This window comes from Frankia sp. AiPs1 (assembly GCF_023716945.1).
In the GTDB taxonomy this organism is placed as follows: domain Bacteria; phylum Actinomycetota; class Actinomycetes; order Frankiales; family Frankiaceae; genus Frankia.
In genome coordinates this window covers 1-528 of the sequence record NZ_JAMQQF010001191.1, presented here as the reverse complement: position 1 = coordinate 528, position 528 = coordinate 1, and the positions used below count along the sequence as shown (strand labels likewise).

Annotated in this window: 1 protein-coding gene; it reads right to left on the bottom strand. The window is 75.4% G+C overall.

Translation table 11 applies throughout. From position 1 onward, the window contains the following. On the bottom strand, window positions 1-528 hold a 528-nt coding region (locus ND748_RS33590), incomplete at both ends, for an ATP-binding cassette domain-containing protein (RefSeq protein ID WP_251750223.1).

Genomic DNA, 528 nt, shown 5'->3' with positions numbered 1-528 from the left:
GCGAAGCGCAGCGGCGGCGGGGGCCGGCGGACCTGGGCGCGTTCGAGCTCGTCGAGGCGGCGCGCGGCGTTGCGCACCCGCCGGGAGATCTGCTGCTCCACCCGGTTCGTCAGCAGGCCGAAGCTCATCTTGTTGTTGTCGCGTGGCCCGCGGTTCGCCGCGATGGTGCGCGAGGTGGTCGCGACCGCGTGGCGCAACGCGGCGAGTTCGGTCTGCTCGTCGGCGAAGCGCCGCTCCCAGCGGACCCGCTCGGCGTGCTTCGCCGCCAGGTAGGCGGAGTAGCCGCCGCCGTAGCGGGTCGGGCCGTCGACGGCCGGGTCCAGGTCGATCAGGTCGGTGCACACGGCGTCCAGAAACGCCCGGTCGTGGCTGGCCGCGACGACGACGCCCGGCAGGGCGCACACCTGCTGCTCCAGGAAGGCCGCCGCGTCGTCGTCGAGATGGTTCGTCGGCTCGTCGAGCAGCAGCGCGCTGGGCCGGCGCACCAGCAGCGCGGCGAGCGCGAGGCGGGCCCGCTGGCCGCCGGAC